This is a genomic window from Lysinibacillus sp. FSL K6-0075 (assembly GCF_038592945.1).
Lineage (GTDB): Bacteria > Bacillota > Bacilli > Bacillales_A > Planococcaceae > Lysinibacillus > Lysinibacillus fusiformis_F.
Map to the genome: position 1 here is coordinate 1,498,593 of NZ_CP151947.1, position 19,719 is coordinate 1,518,311.

Genomic DNA, 19,719 nt, shown 5'->3' on the forward strand with positions numbered 1-19,719 from the left:
GAACTTATCCTAATAAAAATTAAAATGTGTAAAAAAAATATATAATGTATAATTAAGGGAATGGTAGAAAAAATATATGTTAGAGGTGTTCATAAATGAATAATATTAAACTAGATGACCCTAAATTATTTGGTAATTTAGCAGCTGAAGATGAAGACATAGACTTGTTAGATTCTTATTTTGTAGATAAATCTGTTTATGATTATTTTAGAAGTGAGGATAAATTATGGATTGTTAGAGCAAAAAAAGGTATGGGAAAGTCAGCACTTTTAAAAAAAGTTGCTTATGAAAAAGTTAATGCTAACCAAGATGATATAGTTATACAAATTAAAGGTTCAGATCTAATAAAAAATAATTTTCCTCAAACCTTGGATGTTCAACAATTAATTTATATTTGGCAGAGTGCCATTTGTAGTAGAATAACTGCTGAAATAGGGAAAAATTTATCTCTAGCTCTTACAGATGATACCATAACTATGGTAGAGAACTCAGAACTAGAAGGCTTTAAAGAAAAAAATATAATTGGTTGCCTAGTTGAAAGGTTAAAACGAAAGGTTGGAAAAATAGAGTTAGACAAACCTAAAATGGAAAATCCATTGGCTCTTCTAGAAAGATATCAACAGAAAAAAGATCGAAGGGTTTGGTTTTTTATTGATGATATTGATGCAACTTTTAATAATTCACAAGAAGAAACTAAACGATTATCAAGTTTTTTTACTGCATGTAGATATTTAATTCAAGAAGTTAATGGATTATTTATTAGAGCTTCTATTCGTACAGACGTATGGACTGTAATTGCTGATGAGGATGAGGCGCTAGATAAAGTAGATCAACCTCAATACATGATGGATTTAAGTTGGTCTGAAGATGAAGTTGAGAATATAATTGCAAATAGGATAAAAAGCTATATTATAGCCCATGTTAAAAATCATAACAAATATGGGTACATAAAAAATAATTTTGATGATCCTAGAAAAATTGAATATATTATGAATGAAATTTTCAAGCCAATATTGCCATGGGGAAAAGGTAAAAGAAAACCAGCTGTAGTTATATATACATTATCAAACAGAAGACCTAGATGGGCTATACACCTTTGCTCTTTCGCTGGCAAAGCTGCAATTAAGAAAGGGAAAGATAAAATTGGTATATATGAACTAAAAGCGAATTTAGAGGAATATGGAAAAAGGAGAATTACAGATATTGTTAGAGAACATCAACACCAAAGCCCGAATATCAGAGAGTTTATTAATATCTTTGCAAAAAAGCAAGTTCGATATACAACAGAAGAGTTATTAGATTTAATAAAAAATAATATTATTTCGAAAATGCAACCTTCTATTGAAGGTGTTATTGGAGACCCCAATGAAATGGATATAGCTTATTTTCTTTTTAGGATGGGGTTCATTACTGCTAGAGAAGAGTTAACAAATGATGAATATAAACATCATCATTTTGAAGATGATCACACTCTTCTTAACTCTCAAATTGATCCTGACAAAGGGTTCACTTGGGAGATACACCCTAGTTTTAGAGATGCTTTAAAAATATCTGATATTAAATCAAACCAAAAAATCGGGAAAGTTACCAATTTCTATAATGATAAAGGGTATGGATTCTTAGAAACAGAAAAGGAAAAGAGCATATTCGTTCATTATTCTGAAATAAATAAAAGAGGATATAAATCATTGAGTATGGGGGAAAATGTTAGTTTCACTATAATAAGTACTCCTAAAGGGTTACAAGCTAAAAATGTAAAGATATTAAATTGAAAATTTGAATTCTCTCATAAACTTTGTGTTCAGATACAAATAGGTTGACATTATGTGTAAAATAGTGCTAAACGAGTTATATGCTTGCATAGATAATAAAGTACTATAAAAAGAGGTTGGGACATAACTCGATTATATTGAAAAACAATAAAAATGTATATTATTTTTTTACTTCAAGTAGTTAAATACGCCTTCCTAAATCAAAAAAATGTTAGAACAATTATATCTTGGTCTAACATTTTTTCTTTTTGTCCCAGCCTCTAATTAATTTGTTTTACACGGGCAGTGGTGTTCCGCCACCAACCCAAATAGCTGTGATTTGCCCTAAAGCTGTTAAAGTTGCCGTTCCTTCACCAATGGCATTGCCGAACAAACTGCCAACAGAGCCAGCCAGAGAAATTCCTGAGAAGCCAGAACCATCTAATCCTGTAATAGCGCCAACAACTGCTAGCGTGACAACAGCTATTTCCTTTGTTAACGGAACGATTGCTGCAAGACCTACACCAAGATCATTGACAATACCGTGTGAGGTAGCGGGAAGGTGATCACCAAGAATCTGTGTAAAGCCAGCATCTCCAAGATAAAAGAAAGCAGCAATTGGAATTACGGGTCCAAAGACTTTAAAGCCAAATTGAAATCCTTGAATCAAATAACTTGTTGTTTTTTCTAGTCCTTCTGATTTATGAGCAACAACACTAAGCAGCAATAGAATAAAAACAGAAGTTCCCCCAATTAAAGCCGTAGCATCGCCACCTTGCAATTTAAAAACAGACATTGCAACAACATCCAGGATGAAAGCTATAGGAATAAGTACAGCAAAGAATCGTTTTTGCCCGATCGATAGTAAATTTTCCTCCATTGCTTGTGTACTATCTTCGTCTTCCTTGCTGGCAGTGTTTAAAAGTAAAGTGCCTCGTTTCATATCACGTCGTAAGAAAATATAAGCAACAATTGTCGTCACAACGCCCATTGTGATAACAAGTGGAATACTGGCTGAAACAACATCGCCAACAGGGATACCAGCAGCATCAGCCGTTAATTTTGGAGCCCCTTGAATGACAAAATCACTTGATAACGCAATACCATGCCCAAATAAGTTCATCGCCATGGCAACACCTAGTGCTGGGAGGCCCGCCCGAATCGCAACAGGTAAGAGCACCGCCCCTAACAGAGCCACTGCAGGTGATGGCCAGAAAAACCAAGAAATAAACATCATTAATAGTCCAATCGTCCAATAAGCTAGTGCTGGTGTTTTAATGATCTTTGTGAAAGGTGCAACCATAACCTCATTAATACCTGAAGACATCATGACTCGACTCATCGCCACGATAATCGAAATAATAAGAATCGTTGATAACAGCTCTGTTATGGCATAAATAAAGCTGTTAAACACACCACTTATGGACGAAGTAAAATCGCCAGTCGCAACAATCGCTAGCATAAAGATGCCTACTACACAAATGAGGGTGGTATCGCGACGTTTAACCATAAAACCGATGATGAGCACAATAAAAACAACGTAAATCCAATGGAGAGCTGTGAATTCAATCCCCATATGTTTCCCCCTCAATAATCTGATTCTATAGAATATGAAGAGAAAAAAAGATGGTGATGATTTCAAAAAAATTCTGGAAAATTAGTTGCAAACTTAAAGTAGGAGCTAATAACAAGTTTAGTTGAAAAGTAGAAAATGTCATTTCATTAAATCGTTATCCTTTAGTTTTAAGGGGAGATTATAGAATGTCTATTGGAATATTAGCTGTTGAGAATTTAGGTGTCATTTCGCAAATGCCCTTGGTAATCTAAATATGTGAAGTTTATTCTTTAACTCTAGTTTGAGATGGACTTGATCCAAATGATGCACCATGTGTTGGGACTTCGATTGTAGTATTAGTTGCTGTTTCACATAAGAAACAGAATGATTTAAATTAGTTGTTTAACTAATGGATTGCTTAGAGGAATAACAAGTACAAAAATAATCAAATTTTATTATTAAAATCCATGCTAAGTAAAAAGGATAAATCTATTTTAAATAATCATTTTTAAAAATGAAGTTTGTTTATGTAGATTTAAGATTTTAAATCAAGAATTACTCAATAATGGAAGTATTATTAAATTTAATGATTATTTAGAAATCAAATAAAAATACATTTCTAGATAATTTCGCAAAGTATATATACTGTAACAAGCAATTCTTAGTATTTATGACATAATACGTTATCTACCTGAACTCAGAACTGAAACATTACGGTCATGTCATTTGTCAAAAAAACAACGCTTTCAAATCAGGTTTTCTGAGAGTTTATTTTAGCTTTATTGTGTAAATATAAGGTTGAAAATGATGAATACATGTATTAATATGTATTTAAATGTAAATACAGGAAAATTAGTTTGGGGGTCATACTATGAAAAAATTTGTAAAGTTATTATTTACATCCTTTTTATGTTTGAGCATTTCCTTATCATTAATCACCTGTGTGTCTGCAAGTGAAAATGTAAATCTTGAAAAATCTATTAGTCCATATCAGGAAGTGCTGAATAAACTGACTAATGAATTTGGCGTAGAATTTTATATTAATCCAGAAAAAAAGGAACACTTTTATAACAATGTAGGAGATATGAGCACAGATGAATTAGAAAAATTACTAAGAGAACAATATAAAGAGTTCTTAGATAATTTTTATAATGATAAGCTATCTAATAGTGACTCTGCGGTTTCTCCATTATCTATTAGTGAAAATATTACTCAACTAGTTGCATTAAGCTATAATTCTTCAATGTACTTGAACTCAAATGTTTTTAGTGCATCAGGTAATCAAGGAACTTTCACTTATCAAAGTATAAAATCATATGGAACAACTTGGCCATCAAGTTTTACAGGTTATCATTGGGAAGTTGATAGTGCTTCACATAAATTAAGTAGTGATTTAAAAAGTTGTACAGTCTCTCTAAGAGGACATCCAGAAGATGCTAATGGTGTTGCACTTGCACTTTCTTTAACAGCATCAAATACATTCTATGCAAATTAGTTGGCTTATTGTTTAAAAATGAAAAAAATAAAAATGTGTTTATTATTAAATAATTCGGATATAAGTAAGGGGAAAGGAACAATAAAGGAGAGAAAAAGCATGAAGAAGATAATAAATATTACATTGATTTGTATCATGGTTTCTGTTTTTTGTTCAACTACTCATTATAATGCTGAGTCAACATATGACAATGATATTGAGTTATTACTCATACCTTACAATAAAATATTGATAAAACTTAGTAAAGAATATGGGATAGAAATGTATATTCCAGAAAAAAACAAAGAAAAGTTTTTAAATAGCATTCAAAATATGACACCTAAAGAATTTGAAAACCGACTAAGACAACAGTACAAGGAATCAAAGAAATATATTAATCAATCTAATGGAGAAAGCAACTTTTTTTATCCTCAACCAATCCCTAATGCAGAACAAGTTGTACCGGCAATTCCGTTAAATTAATAACTATAGCAAAGGTCAGGTGCATAAAGCCTGATCTTTTTTATTGCATATTTATACAGTTTTCTATTGTGGCTTTTTGGAAAGTTCGATGTATCTCTTAGGCTTTTAATCGAAGCAGTAAATGATAATACAACTTATTACTTCAAAAAAGGAAAATAAGTAAATCCTATTTAGAAGTTTATTGTAAAATTAGGCACTCTAAAATGAAATGCTTAGTGCTTTGGAACATTTGATCCACCTCTCTGCGAACAATCCCACTGTACTTCGCTCATCAGCTTAATAACACTTTCTTAGAATTTGATATTTCTTTTAAAAGATACTATAACCGAAACAAGATAATTGAAAGAAATGAATTTATAGATTAAAATACTTTTATAGATTATCGATAATCTATAATCCATAATATATAACACTTTTAGCTAATCACCCTATACACTGAACTATGTTAAAATAAAAGGATATAAATTTATTGGAGTGGTTTAATGGGGTTTGATGAAAATTCAATTTCAAAAAAAACAATTTCTGAGCAAATAGCGGAACGATTATTATTTCGCATATTTTCTGGTTATTATGAACAAGGTCAGCGCTTAATCGAAGCGGAAATTGCAAAGGAGTTACAAGTAAGTCATGCACCTGTCCGTGAGGCCCTTTATCTTTTACAAAAAGATGGTGTAGTTGAAAAAGTACAACATAAAGGTGTAAGAGTAAAGATTATAACGGATCAGGAATTAAAGGATTATTTGGAAGCGCTTTATCATCTATTGGATATTGCACTTACCGAGTGTGAATCTAAATGGACTGCCGATTTGCAAAATGAACTATTACTTCGTTTTGAAGCGATGAAACAAAGAAAGTCTGCTGAAAATATTTATGAATATGTTGTTTCGTTTGCTCACTTGCTACAATTGTTTTTTGATGTTACAGGAAATATTGCCATGCTACGATTCTTTAAAGAAACAATATTTGTTACAAATGTAGCTGCACAAACAAAATGGAAAATGAATCTAGTTGAATCCTACCATATGTCCATCAATACATTTATCAAGTGTATAGAAGTGTCGGATTTTGAAAATGCACGAATGGCTATTAAGGATGTTATTTTATGGTACCAATTTAAATAATTTTTGGGGGTAACATAAATGAAAGCTGCAGTTTGGCATGGTGTGAAAGATATTAGAGTCGAAGAGGTTGAATTACGAGCTTTAAGAGAAGAAGAAGTGAAAGTAAAAGTAGCATGGGCTGGTATTTGTGGAAGTGACTTACATGAATACGAAGAGGGTCCGGTTTTCGTACCAGTTGATGTAAAAGCTGAATTAACAGGTGAAGTTGCCCCACTTACAATGGGACATGAATTTGCTGGTATCATCGAAGAAGTTGGCTCTAAGGTTACTGACTTTAAGGCAGGGGACCGAGTTGTCATCAATCCTACACTAACGTATAGAAATAAACATGAAGATGTCGATCGTTATGATGGATTTAACTTCATTGGCTTACATGGAAACGGTGGATTTGCGGATTATGTTAATGTCCCTGTAACAAATGTACACCGTTTAGCAGATAACTTAACATTACAAGATGGTGCACTGGTAGAACCAATGGCTGTTGCTGTACAAGCTGTCAAAGATGCTGGGGTTACATTAGGGGATTCTGTTGCTGTATTTGGGGCTGGACCAATTGGATTATTAACAGTAATCGCTGCAAAAGCATCTGGTGCTAGTAAAGTTATCGTATTAGATTTATCGGATGATCGATTAGAAAAGGCAAAAGAATTAGGTGCAACCCACGCTATTAACTCAGGTAAAGAAAATCCTGTACAAGCTGTTCGCGCGATTGTTGCAGATGGGGTTGATGTATCCTTTGAAGTGGCGGGAGTTGCTCCTACATTTAAACAAGCAATTGATGTAACAAAACCTCGTGGAAACATGATGATTGTTTCGATTTTTGCAAGACCAATCGAATGGAATCCAATGCAACTTACAAACACAGGTGTTAATGTATTATCATCCATTGTTTATACACCGTCCATTTTCCAAAGAACAATTGATGCAATGAGCGCTGGTCAACTAAATCCACAAGGGATCATCACAAGTCAAATTGAACTAGATGAGATTGTTGAAAAAGGATTCAAAACGTTAACAAATGACAAAACACAATCTAAGATTTTAGTCGAGATAAGTGGAGAAAATTAATAAAATTGACAGGAGTATGGCTTATGACAGCCATGCTCTTTTTTATAGTCTGGAGGAGCATGGAGCTTAAGAAAAAATGACAAAAGGAATCGAGAATGAACTTCTCGACTCTTTCAGTAATATAACCTACTCTCTTTCTCTTGCTCTCTGTGTGTCTCTAATATTCTTTTGAACCGTGATGGATGCAAATAAACTAAGAACAAATGACATACCATAAAACCCTTTTTCGCTTAAAACAATACTGCCAGCATTATATAACCCAATGCCCATTAATGAAATAGATACAATAAGTGCAACCCAACTAATACCATAATAAATATTCGTGACGGGTATTCCTTCTTCTTTATCTCTTACTGCTTTTTGTAAAGATATTGCTGAATAGAGTCCAAATACTAAAACAGCTAAGTAATATCCTTTCTCGTTTAGTTGCATCGTTGCATTAAACAAGCCTATAAAATAAGCAGTAACACCTACTAACAATGCAGCCCAGGAAGCACCTTTGAAAGCAGTAGTAGGTTCTCCCTCTTTTCTTTCTACTTTGATTTTCGGATCAGGCTGTTTTCCCTTATCTAATGAGTTCTCATTTTGATCAGACAATGAATCGTTCTCCTCCTTCTATCACTGTATAAAAACATTCTATCATTCTACAGGGATGTTATGAGAATAGAAATTTCTCTAAATCGCGCTTTTTAATAATAAAATAACTTTTCTTAAAGGAGGGCTTTAAATTGGGCCACTATTTCGCGGGAATATGAGAGTCAATGTGGCTTCATCAAATCTGAAGGCACTCTTATCATTCCTTGGTACATTTGTGCTCTTCACCTAGAACAATCTTTTGCTGTCCTTCGTTGCAATTATTTTGTAGAGATATGAGCTAGATGTATAACTTTTTTTCATATTATTCAAATTGACAGCTGAATATGTTAGTGGAGGTGGTAGCGTATTATTGCTGTGTCCACTGCTTTTTTCGATTCATGGCAGCTCTGAACGAAATAATTGAAATGGTTGATAAAGCTGTGAAAACCACCGTTTATAGATGAAATTAAATTGCTAGTCCGATCACTTAGAAACCGATTGCGCCACTGCAACCAACCTTTGTACCCCTTCTCTTAGCTGTTTTTCATTTGCATAAGAATAGCTCAAACGTATCCAGGAAGATAGTTGTTTTAATGGATCACAAATTTGACCTGGCACAAAGGATATCGATTGTTCGATACTTTTGGATAATAATAATTCAGTTGGAAGTTTATCGGGGAGCTGCACCCATAAATTCAGACCGCCTTTTGGGCTGATCCATCGCCAACCTGTTACTGCTAACTCTTCCTCCATGATTTCTTTTCGGATCTGTAAAGCAATCCGAATTTTCTCCAAGTGCTGCTGCAACCTTAGTGAGGAAAAGTAATGGAGAAAAATTTTTTGATTGAGAAGTGGTGAGCCATTATCAGCTAACGATTTTTCTGTTAGTAGTGAGTTCATTAATGATGATGGACAAATAACAGTCGCTATTCTCAAACCAGGAGAGATATATTTGCAAAAACTTCGGATATAAATGACTGTCCCAGCACTATCATATGTGTAAATTGGTGGTGGCGGGGCTTCATCAAAATAGATGTCGTGATAGGCATCGTCTTCTATTAATAAAAATCGATAGTGTTCAGCTAATTCTACTAATCTTTTACGCTGCTCTACAGGAACAGTATAACCTGTTGGGTTATGGAATGTGGGGTTGAGATAAAATAGGCGTGGCTTATATTGCTTAATATAGTATTCAACCTGTTCTAAATCGTAGCCCTCAGGATGGATATCAATCGTTACAATCTGTGCCCCCTGTGCTCTAAAAATATCAATCGCTGCACTATAGCTTGGACGTTCAAATAAAACGACGTCTCTTGGCTTAATAAAAGCTTGAGCGATTAAGTGAATGGCTTGCTGTGAGCCAGACGTTATTAACAGATCATCTGCACTGAGATGAGTTTTATATTGGTTGATAAAATACTGAGTGAGTGTTTCACGCAACTCTAAATCACCTTGTACAGTTGAGTAGGTTGCCAGTACTTTGGGATGAAGGTCAAACACTTCCTTCACGTAATCTGAAAAATAATGATTAGGCAAAAGATTGGGATCAATCAATGCCTGAGAAAAATGATAGGAAACAGATGGTTGATGGATTTCGGATAAATGATTTTTTTTTACGTATGCTGAAACAATGGGGTTGTCCTGATCTAGATATTCAAGGTTTTTCGTTACATTTGATTGGACAAAATAGCCTGCTTTATCTTTTACATAAACTTTGTCATGCTGTTTCAGTAATTGATAAGCCTTTAATACCGTTAGTCGATGAACATTCATTTCAGATGCTAATTGCCGAACGGAGGGAAGCTTTTCATGTTCTTTCCATTCTTTACGCTCTATTCGGTGCAGTACATCATCATAGACTTTCTTAAAAAGATAATCTTCATTTTGAATTGCTTTGCCCACATCGATTCCTCCTATTCAAAACGATTGTACCACGAACCTATCTAATCTGTTCTATCCTTTTCAATCTGTTCTATCCTCCTTCCTTTATGCTAGAAAAAGAGGAGGAGTTTGATATGGTAATGATTAATTATTTCTTTATGTGTTTGATTTTTGGGACAACATTTTTAGCGATTAAAATTGGTGTAGATGCAGGAGTGCCTCCGTTTTTATCAGCTGGCCTTCGATTTTTCATTGCTGGTTTGTTACTATTTAGTTTTATGGTTTGGAGAGAAAAAACGACAATCCGGTTATTATTTCGGAAAGAGATGCTTTTTACAGGAGTGGGCTTAACCTTTGGGACGTTTGCCACGTTATACTGGGCAGAACAGTATGTGACATCTGGAATCGCAGCTATCTTATCTGCTACAGGTCCGATGATGATCATCGTTATTCAGACATTCCTTTTGAAGCAAAAAGGAAATCGGAAATCATTCATTGGTTGTGTCGTCGGAGTTATTGGTGTCACGTTCTTGCTCTTACCTAGTTTTTCAATTGAGATTAGTCCCCTCTGGATGGTTGGATGTTTCGCCATTCTATTAGGTGAAGTTTTTTACGCATCTGGAACGATTTATACGAAGCATGTCATCCGAAAATTTGAAACGACATCCCCGATTGCTTTAAATGCAGCACAAATGATGCATGGAGGGATTTTATTAATCATTTTGTCACTTTTTACCGAGAACATTCAGCTTCATTATCTTTTAAGCCCAGCTTCAATTGGCTCTCTTTTTTATTTAATTATTTTTGGTTCAATGATCGGCCATAGTATTTATTATTGGCTTGTTTCACGGACAAATCCTGTTTTTCCTTCTACATGGCTATATATATCACCAGTCATTGCTGTTATATTAGGTGGTACCTTCTATCATGAATATATTTCGTGGCTAACAGGCATAGGTACTCTGACAATTATTGTGGGAACGATTCTAGTCAATTTCGAAACATTGAGAGAGTTCCTTTGGCGTAAGAGGACTGTTCTTCGTGATGTAAAAAATTAACATATTATTGGATGATAAAATCTACTTATAAAGGGGAAGAAAATTATGAAAGTTACTAAGGGAGTAGAGATTCTGGAGCTTGATTTTAATGAAGCCATTATTCATCCAACTCTTATATGGGATCAGGAGATGGCTGTTTTAATTGACACTGGATGCTCAGGTCAAATGGAAGATTTATGCATAGCAATGGAGAAGGTAGGCGTGTCGTTCGATCAACTAAAAGTTGTGATTTTGACACATCAGGATATAGATCATATAGGCAGTCTCCCTGAGATATTACAAAATTGCGGAGGTAATATAAAAGTTTATGCGCACGAATTAGATAAGCCCTATATTCAGGGGGAATTACCACTTTTGAAAGATGGGCACATAGCGAACCCACCTATGGGGAAAGTGGATGAGACCTTGAAAGACGGTCAAGAATTACCATATTGTGGGGGGATACGAGTTATCCATACGCCAGGACATACGCCTGGCCATATTAGTTTATATTTGAAGCAAAGTAAAATGCTTGTTGCTGGCGATTCAATGTATAGCGTAAACGGAGCACTGGGGGGAATACATGCTCCAACCACTTTGGATATAGAGGTTGCTCAACAATCTTTAAAGAAATATGTAGACCTAGACATTGAATCCGTGATTTGTTACCACGGAGGATTATGTAAGGTAGATATAAAAGAGCAGATTCAAAAGCTTTGAATCTTACAAGGTTCCTTGGTACGCCAAGTGCTGGGAGGCTCGCTCGAATCGTAACAGTACTCACAGGTTTGTAAAACATCTGTTTAATTGTTAGCCAGCTCATGTTATAATGAGGCGCTTAAGATCTTTTTTATAACGGATGCCAAGAAAAGCCTCCGCAGAACGATCAAATATGGAGGTGTAAGAGAATGAATAAACGTTGGACGATTGGTGAAATTCAGAAATTTGTTGAGAACAATTCAGAAAGTAAGTTGTTAACGACGGAATATCATGGTTTTTCTCAAAAGTTACTATTTAAATGTGCATGTGGTAGTAACTTTGAAAAAACATTTACGAAATTTAAAAATAAAAATCAACGAAAATGTGATGTATGCCAACCACCAAAAGAGTCACGCTAAACGCATTGCCGATTTTTATTAAAGAGAAATTAAGATTCTTTTGATGCTGCTTTGTACCCTTAAAGCTGTATCAAAAGAATCTTTTTTATTCAAGCAAATCTTTTAATTGTTGACTATCTATGTTCTTAGTTAACTGTAAAAATTATGTTAGTAGTCTTCTAGGACAGGAGGAGTCGAATTCCTTGTTTCGATATTATTAATTTATGTCTCTTTATTAGGCTACTCCTTGTTCTAATAACCATTTAAATAATTTTTGCACGAATTTAGAATCTGTAGTATGACTCCTAGTTCATAGCACGTGCAAGTACTTGTTAAGTAGCAACATAACTCGTCCTATCAAAAATAAAATTTAATAAAAAACACTGTATTACTAAATTTTTCAATATAAAATTCTTTTTGAAAACATCAAAAGCCGATTTAGTTTGTAGCAATTTCTAGAAGCCTACCTAAAAATGTGTAGTTTTTTCATGAAAACGAATTTGTTTCTTCTCTTTTTGTATTATGAACATTTGAGGGAAGAAAACTCCAAATAAAATACAAAGAATCCCAATCCATTGTAAAGGCGATACGACTTCATGGACAAGTGTAATTGAAGCAATAACTGCTGTAGGGAGTTCGACAGCTCCTAAAATTGTACCTAAACCCGTCCCAACCTTTGGTACACCAATTGAAAAACAAATGACTGGTATAACAACACCAAAGAAACCTAAAATTAAAGCATATTTCCATAATCCAGCCTGCAGTGTACCATCAATCAAGTATGTTGGGGGAAAAGTTAAGCAAACAAAAAGGGTTGCACTTGTTGTCATCAGAAAGCTTTTTGAGTAAATTGGAACATCAGTAGATACACGTCCACTTGCAAATATATACATGGAAAAAGTTATAGCTGCTAGTAACCCAAAGATGATTCCTTTTGTTGATAATTCTTGTCCTATTCCATCAAATACACCCCCAGCAAATACCGTTCCTACAAATAAGATGGCAATGGACAATACTTTGTCGCGGCTTGGCAAGGTTTTATTAGCAATTGCTTCCATTAGGACACCCATCCAAGTGAATTGAAATAACAATACAATTGCAATTGATGCAGGTAGTTCTTTTACAGAAAGCCCATAAAAAATACTAGTTAAACTCATTGTTATCCCAACTGCTAACAATGATAATATATTTTTTAAGGATACTTTATGACGAGAAAAGGTAACAACGAGTAATAATAGTCCAAACCAGCCAAATATATATTGTCCACCTAAAAGTTCAGGAAAAGAAAATCCATCTAAAAATCCAATTTTAAGTATGGAAGATAGGACCCCATAGCTACAGGCACCCAATAAAACCACTAAAGAAAACTTTAATTTATTCAAAAAATCCCTCCAAAAAATAAAAATCCCGTCGTCTATTTATAGACGACGGGCGAATGAAACAGAGAAAAAACTCTACAAAATTCCGCCACTCACAAATTTGTGTGAGTTTGCGTATCAAATTATAAATATTGTATACAAAAGTTTTCTAGAAATCAACAGCTATTTTTAATACATGCAATCTTTAAGTTTAGTAATATAACGTTGGTATTTATAAATTGAAAGAAGTAAAACCATTTTAGTTATAAATTCAATAAAGAAGGCAAAGACAATATAAGAATTTCTTAGAAACTCATAAGCATAATGTTAAAAATGAATACCCATCTTAACTCTGTATAAAGATATAAATCTACCTGTGAAATATCGTAACTTTTTGTTATTTTGTGATCAACTGGGTTGGATTATTCATGAAATAGTGGATAAAAGCCAAACCCTTGATATATCTGGGTTTGGCTTTTTTGTCATTTTTAAAATTAGACTTTCTTCTACTGGGGAATTCATTATTAACAAAAAAAAGATTGTAAAATAACAATCAGTGATATATATTGGAGATTATGATTTTTTTCGACATCTCAAAATCATAAACAACATTTCATTTATATACAAGTTTTGAGAGGGAAGTGAATAATCAAGATGTATCTTTATCCCCTATTAGTAGTGATTGCAGCTAGTAGTTTTGGTATCGTTTCAACTATTATAAAACTGGCAATGCGTAGTGGTTTTTCTGTCTCCGAGGCAGTTACAAGTCAGTTTTTTATCGGCTTTTGTATAGCAGTATGTATCTTCTTACTTACAAATAGATCGAAATTTAGCTTTAAAGGCGTTAAAATCCTTGTATTTGCAGGCGTTTTAACAGGGTTAACAAATATTTTATATGGTCATTCTTTGAACTTTTTGCCTGCTTCCTTGGCGGTTGTACTACTGTTTCAATTTACATGGATTGGCATGTTGATATCTTGTATCACAAAACGACAATTCCCAAGCAGAATTGAATTCATCTCTTTAATTATATTGGTAGCTGGAACCATACCAGCTGCTGGCATAATTGATGTAGATTTATCTCAAATACCTTTTCAAGGGTGGTTATGGGGGTTAGCGGCTGCTCTTTGTTATTCCTTATTTTTATATGTGAACGGAAAGGCAACTGCAAGTATGACAACTTCTAACCGTTTAGTATTGGTTTCTTTCTTTGCTTTCACGATTACGGCGGTTTTTCAGTCTCCAGAAATTATTTGGAATGGTACTTTGTTTAACGAAGGACTTTGGATTTACGGATTGGCATTAGGGTTATTCGGCATGATTATACCGGTTTTCTTATTCACGATTGCAGTTCCTAAAGTTGGATTAGGTATGTCATCCATATTGAGTGCTGTTGAATTGCCAATCGCGGTGATGGTATCAGTTATCCTACTAAGCGAAACGGTTACAACTTTGCAAATAGCAGGTATCGTAACGATCGTTATCGGTATAAGTTTACCAACATTACTAGAAAAAGATGGATTGTTAAGAAACGTCAAAACTAAATACAAAAAATCCAGTAAAGAAGTAGCAAAAGGATCTTCGATTTGAAGATCCTTCAGAGTGAAGACAAACACATTGTTCAATTAAAAAATGTGTTTGTTTTTTTATCTATTTCTCTATTTTTGAATTAAAACACCGAAATAGGCAAAAAAATAGAGTCCTTTTGGTCTCTTAATTTCAGGATGTTTGCTAAGTTTTTTATATTTAGACAAGCAAAAGTAAGACCCATTTTCATGTGCATTTTTTCTTTACCAATCATCTTCGAATAGTGAAGACCAGAAATTAATCAGATACTTTGTCTACAGTCTGAGGTTGAGAGATTTTATTCGGTGTTTTTTTATTTTCACTCCATATTTTCTACATTTAAATACTTAGTTTCACAGTAGTAGCCTTTGCCGCCAACATAAACTTTTTCTATTTTATGGTTGCTATTGGTTGCTAATTTAACTAATATTTCGGAAGGCGAGAGTAAAGAATAGCCTTGTTCAAATACATAGACTTCTTTTTGCAAGTTGTGCTGTTCATAAAGGTAGCAAGCTAATGCACCGTTTGAAGTTCCAGTCGCTGCTTCTTCATTGATGTCGTATAGTGGAGCAAAATTTCTGCATATTATTCGATCATCATTAAAAGTATATAGATGCATCCCGACAACATGATAATCCTTGCTGATTTCTTTAATGTTTTCAAAATTAGGTTGCAGTGCATGTAGTTGTGTTTCACTTGTTATAGGAATTAAAATATCTTTTAAGCCCGTGGAGACAATTTGAATCGGGTATTTATTGTCTATAGCTTTAATGTCAATACAGTCGATAAACTTGTTTGGAGATACAACATCATAAAATTTCGGTTTGTTTTGTTCCATGAATATGATGTCATCTTTTATGGTAATAGTAAGAACACCGCTGTTTGTTTCAATCGTATAGCGATCCTTAAAAAGTTTATTTAAATGCATCAGTATCGTGAAAGAGCCAATTGTGGCATGACCACATAAATCAACTTCCTCTTTTGGTGTAAAATACTCAAATTTATAATCAGCTATTTCAGATTCTGATATAAATGCGGTTTCTGCATAGCCCAGTTGTTTGGCTATTGCCATTTTTTGAGTAGTGGTCAATGTATTCTCAATAAATACTACTCCTGCTTTATTTCCGCCTTTATGATCCTTGCTAAATGCACTTGCAACATAAACGGATATTTTCATAAGACACCTTCCTTCCTCACGTATAGAAAATTGTAGCATAGAAAGCATGACGTATAAATGTTGTTGGATAAATTCGCTATAAAGCAAGAGATAAACTATTTTTTAGCATCTGAACTCTCCAAAAATAGTTTGTCTACAGTCTGAAGGGTCTTCGATTTGAAGATCCTTTCTGTAATTAATCATGTCGTAATATTTTTTTGTTCATACTCCGTTCATATTGTTGTCATAGGTAGTACACCTTCATTGTATAAGCTATCCTTAACGATTTGCGAAAATAGCCAGGATACACTGATATGGAGAAGAGATAACGAAAGGGAGGTGTGGTACGAGAACAAAGGAGAAAACGGCTATCGCTTGCCGTTCTAAACCCTCGTGCCAATATAATGAAAAAAACGATCACCATTATAAGTAAAATAATAGTGGGTTTAGTTATAGCCATATTACTTTTTTTAGCAATTGTCTTTCTTGTTAATATTGTCTGCAGCAAGATGGAGCAAGGAAAACTAGAAACTTATGGTCAGTCTGTAACCGTAGATGGGAAAAAAATGAATGTCTTCATTCAGGGAGAAGGCGAAGAAACCGTCGTCCTCTTACCTGGTTATGGAACAGCGGCACCAGCACTTGATTTTAAATTATTAGTAGATGAATTATCTCCTTTTTACAAGGTTGTTGTTATTGAGCCTTTTGGATATGGATTAAGTGATCTAACTGAAAAAGAACGAAGCACAGAGAATATTGTCAGTGAAATACATGAAGCTTTACAGCGACTTCATATTGAGCGTTATATTCTAATGGGCCACTCCATTTCAGGCCTTTATGGATTGGATTATGTGAACAAATATCCAAACGAAGTGAGTGCATTTGTCGGGCTCGATAGTAGTGTTCCAACGATAAGCGAGAAAAAGATTGAGTCTTCAATAATAACTACTTTAAAACTACTTAAAAAATCAGGTTTAGCTAGATTGCAAGTGAAGCTAAGTGATGACCCATATGCCGTACTACCATATGAGGAAAAAACAAAAGAACAAATGAAAATTCTTAAGCATAAAAACATGTATAATACTAGCCAATTAAATGAAGCTGAAACGATGTTTGCAAATTTTAAAGCAGCTGAAAATTTATCATTTCCTAAAAATATTCCAGTTATTTTCTTTATACAAGCGAATCATCCAGTAACGGATAGGTGGATACCAGAGCATAAAAAACAAATAGAAGATTCTGTACATGGAAAAGTGATGACATTTGAAGGGGATCATTATTTATATCGTACTAAAGCAAAAGAAATCGTTGAAAACTTTAGAGAATTTATGAAAGAGGAAAAGTGAATGTACTGAGAAAGATTTTTCATTTCTAAATTGCTTAGTAGTGAAGTATTTTGTGTGTAAGAGCAGCAAGTATATTATTTTGACCCCAATTATATGCTAGTCTCGAAACAAATAACCAGGCGCTCAAATGAGAACCTGGTCTTTTTTTAACTTTTTGATGTATTTATAAATATAACTATCTATGTCTAGATCTCTGACCGGAAGTTGTTACCCAGCTTGCTACCCAGACCAAAATAATGACGAAAATTATAAATTAGGGGACTCCATTTATTTGGATCAATATGATTTTCTTCTATAATTATATCCTCATGGGCATGTACATGTATCGTTTGTGTTTCGACGATTGCAAAACTAGGCGCATAATCTGGGATACGAATATGTTTTACCTTTGCTTCGATTTGAATTGGACACTCCATAATTCGAGTAGGAATAACCGTTGTAGACCCAATTGGTGTTAAACCACTAATATCAAATTTCTCTTTTCTATATGTAAAGCCAATCTGTTTCTTAAAATCTGGGACTGGATTTTTTCCTGTGTAAGGAGCTAACTGTTCCACGTTCTCCCATAGTGAGGGGTCAGGAATATTCAGGACACATTCAGGATGTCGTTCTAAATTTTCAATTGCTTTTCCACCGAGGCCAATACCTAAGACAATACAGTCTCCTAATGCCCAAGAAGAAGATAAAGGGCTAATATTCACTGTTCCATCCTCATTTAATGTACTCAGTAAAATTACAGGAAATCCATAATATAATATTTTAGGATTTATCATTTTTGTATTTGGCATTTGTTTCATTATTTTCATTTTTAGTTCCTCCCGCAAAATGTTTTCACTGTCAGAACCCATTGTAAAATATAAACATTTCGACGAGCATCGAAGTGTGGAATACAAAAAAGGGCCAATACAATTTTAATGTAGTGGTCCCATGTTGTTGCAAAAAGATGATGTCAACGGCAGAAAAAGCAACTTTGCAAGGTGAGAGGTTGATTTCCGTTCCGCCAGCGTCCTTTCCAGGGGGCGTTCGATGAGCCTCTCCACTCCAATCAAGCATTCTGCAAAGTGTATTTACTTTTTTTCATAGTAGCATAGCGATTAAATCGCCCATTATCTATATTCTTAGAGGGGATAAGCTCTTATTTTCAATGTGGAGAAGTAATGCGTGACAACACCTCTCCATAAAGAGTCGTGAACACCTTCACTTTATTTGAAAACCTTTGCTAAAAAGGTAACACTTTTGTGGGTTGGAGTGGAGGGCTACTTGACTCCCGTGGGATAGCGAAACAGGCGAGCCCCTACACGGAGCGGTAGCGGAGGAAGCGGCTCGGCGCTCGCCCACAGGAAAGCAAGTAGCCTGCAACGGAAACCATTTTCACCTTTCACAAAAATTCTATTGATGGTTTTGTTTCTACAATATGAAGGGACCACTCCAACTTAACAGTAGTGGTCCCTTGTGTTTTTTATCTTAATGATAAGCCGATAGGAATGCAAAGTGGTGTATAGTCTACAGGATTTTCAATAATACAGCAATCTAATCCAAATACATCCTTAATCATGCTCTTGGTAAATACTTTTTCAGGCGATCCTTCTTGATAAATTTTGCCCTTAACAATGCTAATGAGATGATCCGCATATTGTGCTGCTTGATTTAGATCATGTAAAACCATGACAATTGTTCGACCGTGAGTGACATTTAAATCACGTAGCAATTCAAGTATCTCTATTTGATGTGCCAAATCTAAATAGGTTGTTGGCTCATCTAATAATAGTAGATCTGTGTCTTGTGCTAAAGCCATTGAAATCCATGCTCTTTGCCTTTGTCCTCCAGATAGCTCATCCAATGTACGATCCACAAAATCAGTCATTTTGGTTGCTAATAATGCGCGGTTTACAATTGCATCATCTTCCAGCGTTTGTCTAGACAATAGACCTTTGTGTGGATGTCTACCATAATAACATAGGTCTTTAACCGTTATATCTTCTGGAGCTTCTGGACCTTGAGGTAAAATCGCCAATTTCTTAGCAACTTCTTTGGACGATTGCTGCTGAATGGCCTTACCATCTAAATAAACCATTCCTTCTTGAGGTGTTAATAATCTAGCTAAGGAACGCAAAATAGTAGATTTTCCACAGCCATTAGCCCCAATAATAACACTAATCTTACCTTCAGGAACGACTAAATTTATATTATCAAGGATTTGAGATGATCCATAGGAGAGAGAAAGATGCTCTGCTGATAATGTTGTCATAA

Annotated in this window: 17 protein-coding genes; 10 read left to right on the forward strand and 7 right to left on the reverse strand. The window is 34.4% G+C overall.

Annotated elements, in window-relative coordinates; translation table 11 throughout:
* Nucleotides 1–95: 95 nt before the first annotated feature.
* Nucleotides 96–1,772, forward strand: a complete 1,677-nt coding sequence (locus MHB65_RS07215; RefSeq protein ID WP_342442927.1) for a cold shock domain-containing protein — start codon at nt 96–98, stop codon at nt 1,770–1,772.
* A gap of 274 nt (nt 1,773–2,046) precedes the next feature.
* Here the strand turns inward: MHB65_RS07215 and MHB65_RS07220 are convergent, their stop codons facing one another.
* Nucleotides 2,047–3,327 (reverse strand): hypothetical protein, encoded by a 1,281-nt coding sequence (locus MHB65_RS07220; RefSeq protein WP_342442928.1) that lies wholly within the window; start codon nt 3,325–3,327, stop codon nt 2,047–2,049.
* An 850-nt stretch (nt 3,328–4,177) separates the two neighbouring features.
* Here MHB65_RS07220 and MHB65_RS07225 point away from each other — a divergent pair.
* The 4 genes from MHB65_RS07225 to MHB65_RS07240 all read left to right on the forward strand — a co-directional run bounded on the left by MHB65_RS07225 (nt 4,178) and on the right by MHB65_RS07240 (nt 7,452).
* Nucleotides 4,178–4,801 (forward strand): hypothetical protein, encoded by a 624-nt coding sequence (locus MHB65_RS07225; RefSeq protein WP_342442929.1) that lies wholly within the window; start codon nt 4,178–4,180, stop codon nt 4,799–4,801.
* A 99-nt stretch (nt 4,802–4,900) separates the two neighbouring features.
* Nucleotides 4,901–5,263 (forward strand): hypothetical protein, encoded by a 363-nt coding sequence (locus MHB65_RS07230; protein WP_342442930.1) that lies wholly within the window; start codon nt 4,901–4,903, stop codon nt 5,261–5,263.
* Between the two features lie 482 nt (nt 5,264–5,745).
* On the forward strand, nt 5,746–6,384 hold the full coding sequence (locus MHB65_RS07235) for a GntR family transcriptional regulator (protein WP_205442236.1): 639 nt from the start codon (nt 5,746–5,748) through the stop codon (nt 6,382–6,384).
* An 18-nt stretch (nt 6,385–6,402) separates the two neighbouring features.
* Nucleotides 6,403–7,452, forward strand: a complete 1,050-nt coding sequence (locus MHB65_RS07240; RefSeq protein ID WP_342442931.1) for a 2,3-butanediol dehydrogenase — start codon at nt 6,403–6,405, stop codon at nt 7,450–7,452.
* A 126-nt stretch (nt 7,453–7,578) separates the two neighbouring features.
* Here the strand turns inward: MHB65_RS07240 and yiaA are convergent, their stop codons facing one another.
* A complete protein-coding gene (gene yiaA / locus MHB65_RS07245; protein WP_342442932.1) occupies nt 7,579–8,049 on the reverse strand; it encodes an inner membrane protein YiaA in 471 nt (156 codons plus the stop codon).
* Between the two features lie 462 nt (nt 8,050–8,511).
* On the reverse strand, nt 8,512–9,930 hold the full coding sequence (locus MHB65_RS07250) for a PLP-dependent aminotransferase family protein (RefSeq protein ID WP_342442933.1): 1,419 nt from the start codon (nt 9,928–9,930) through the stop codon (nt 8,512–8,514).
* A gap of 113 nt (nt 9,931–10,043) precedes the next feature.
* Between MHB65_RS07250 and MHB65_RS07255 the strand changes: the two genes are divergently transcribed.
* From MHB65_RS07255 to MHB65_RS07265, 3 genes are all read left to right on the forward strand, one after another.
* On the forward strand, nt 10,044–10,967 hold the full coding sequence (locus MHB65_RS07255; RefSeq protein WP_342442934.1) for an EamA family transporter: 924 nt from the start codon (nt 10,044–10,046) through the stop codon (nt 10,965–10,967).
* Nucleotides 10,968–11,012: 45 nt separating this feature from the next.
* The gene (locus MHB65_RS07260; protein WP_342442935.1) at nt 11,013–11,666 is read left to right on the forward strand and encodes an MBL fold metallo-hydrolase; all 654 of its coding nucleotides are present in this window, start codon (nt 11,013–11,015) and stop codon (nt 11,664–11,666) included.
* Between the two features lie 188 nt (nt 11,667–11,854).
* Nucleotides 11,855–12,064 carry a hypothetical protein gene (locus tag MHB65_RS07265; RefSeq protein ID WP_205442243.1) on the forward strand — a complete coding sequence of 70 codons (210 nt, stop codon included), beginning with the start codon at nt 11,855–11,857 and terminating at the stop codon, nt 12,062–12,064.
* 446 nt (nt 12,065–12,510) lie between these two features.
* Here the strand turns inward: MHB65_RS07265 and MHB65_RS07270 are convergent, their stop codons facing one another.
* A complete protein-coding gene (locus MHB65_RS07270) occupies nt 12,511–13,425 on the reverse strand; it encodes a DMT family transporter (RefSeq protein WP_342442936.1) in 915 nt (304 codons plus the stop codon).
* A gap of 630 nt (nt 13,426–14,055) precedes the next feature.
* Here MHB65_RS07270 and MHB65_RS07275 point away from each other — a divergent pair.
* Nucleotides 14,056–14,991 (forward strand): DMT family transporter, encoded by a 936-nt coding sequence (locus MHB65_RS07275; RefSeq protein ID WP_342442937.1) that lies wholly within the window; start codon nt 14,056–14,058, stop codon nt 14,989–14,991.
* A 295-nt stretch (nt 14,992–15,286) separates the two neighbouring features.
* On the opposite strand, the gene MHB65_RS07280 is transcribed toward MHB65_RS07275, so the two are convergent.
* Entirely contained in the window at nt 15,287–16,144 is an 858-nt protein-coding gene (locus MHB65_RS07280; protein WP_342442938.1) for a PhzF family phenazine biosynthesis protein, read from the reverse strand.
* A gap of 320 nt (nt 16,145–16,464) precedes the next feature.
* On the opposite strand from MHB65_RS07280, the gene MHB65_RS07285 reads away from it, so the two are divergent.
* Nucleotides 16,465–17,469 (forward strand): alpha/beta hydrolase, encoded by a 1,005-nt coding sequence (locus tag MHB65_RS07285; RefSeq protein ID WP_342442939.1) that lies wholly within the window; start codon nt 16,465–16,467, stop codon nt 17,467–17,469.
* Between the two features lie 185 nt (nt 17,470–17,654).
* Here the strand turns inward: MHB65_RS07285 and MHB65_RS07290 are convergent, their stop codons facing one another.
* Nucleotides 17,655–18,275: a flavin reductase family protein gene (locus MHB65_RS07290; RefSeq protein WP_342442940.1), complete on the reverse strand. Its 621-nt coding sequence runs from the start codon at nt 18,273–18,275 to the stop codon at nt 17,655–17,657.
* A gap of 653 nt (nt 18,276–18,928) precedes the next feature.
* On the reverse strand, nt 18,929–19,717 hold the full coding sequence (locus tag MHB65_RS07295) for an ABC transporter ATP-binding protein (protein ID WP_342442941.1): 789 nt from the start codon (nt 19,715–19,717) through the stop codon (nt 18,929–18,931).
* Between the last annotated feature and the right edge of the window lie 2 nt (nt 19,718–19,719).